This is a genomic window from Dysgonomonas sp. Marseille-P4677, assembly GCF_016652235.1.
GTDB lineage: Bacteria > Bacteroidota > Bacteroidia > Bacteroidales > Dysgonomonadaceae > Dysgonomonas.
The window spans coordinates 1-1,211 of sequence record NZ_JAEPKU010000270.1 but is presented as its reverse complement, the minus strand read 5'-3'; the positions used below and the strand labels follow the sequence as shown (position 1 = coordinate 1,211).

At 28.6% G+C, this 1,211-nt stretch carries 1 protein-coding gene; it reads left to right on the top strand.

Annotated elements, in window-relative coordinates; translation table 11 throughout:
- Positions 1–180: 180 nt before the first annotated feature.
- Positions 181–1,065 (top strand): ThiF family adenylyltransferase, encoded by an 885-nt coding sequence (locus tag JGH11_RS19995; RefSeq protein WP_201114745.1) that lies wholly within the window; start codon positions 181–183, stop codon positions 1,063–1,065.
- Positions 1,066–1,211 lie beyond the last annotated feature (146 nt).

Below are 1,211 nucleotides of genomic sequence, written 5' to 3'. Positions count from 1 at the left end.
CATAATATCTCTCTAAAATAGTTGAATTTGAGATTCTTGAATAAGTAAACTTATTTATGTGATGTCTTTGAGTGAATTTGCTATTCTTATTGAGTAAATTGAATAAATATGTTTGAACGTCCTTATTTGAAGTCTGTTAAAACAAGAATCGAAGAGCTTTGAAAGTTCATTCAAGTTATCTTGAGGTTTCGTCCAGGAACCTTAAACAATTGGAAAGTATTTACAAATTTTCAGAAGAATGATTATGTTGATAGGATATGTACTGGTACATATAATAATCAAAGAATTGAAGATCGTACAGCAGGTATGGTTCAAGCTAAATTTAAGTTTTTAGTCCCTGGACTTGGTAGTGTTGGGTCAAATCTTATATATTTCTTAAATGCAATGAACTATCCAGATTACAAGTTGATTGATGATGATATTTTGAAAATACATAATATTGGGAGGCATTTATTAGGAATAGATCACCTTCATACTCCTAAAACAGAAGGTCTAAAACCCCACATCAAAAATATTCACCCTGATCAAAATGTTGAAATCAAGACAACCAAAATTGAGACTGTTTTGTTGCATAATCTTAAATTTGTAAATGATAATGATTATGCATTCATAGCTATAGGGAATCAAAATGTTGAGAATTTTTTACTAAAACTTATTAATATAGGAGAAGTTACTATTCCTGTATTTATTCTAAGGGTTGATCTATATTTACTTGGTGGTCACTGTATTTATATTAATCCCCAAAATAAAATAACAGAAAATTCAATTTTTGAAAACTATCTTTGTCTATACAATGTAATAAGTTCTGAAGAATATAGAAAAAATAATCCTTTATTAATCAAAAATGAGGCTGGTTGCCAAACATCTTATTCTCTTTATTCTGAAAATGATCTAGTCCTATTTCTGTCTGGTATATATAAGGAAATAAATAAAACTATAAAAGGAAGTCAAGAAGGAACACTCGCCATTAGGTGGATTGGAAACACAAATATTGCAGATGAACTAAAAATATCATTGAACACAAATGTAGATAAGTCATATAATTATCAAGCAATTAAGCTATGAGTCAAATGATTGAAAGAGGGAAATATAAAATATATTTATCAGAAGCTACAATGTCTCTAGTTAATATGTATATGTAAGACAAGATACATAACAGGAGTTTAGCTTCTCATCTGCCAATATCTCTCTAACTGACTCTATTGAAAATA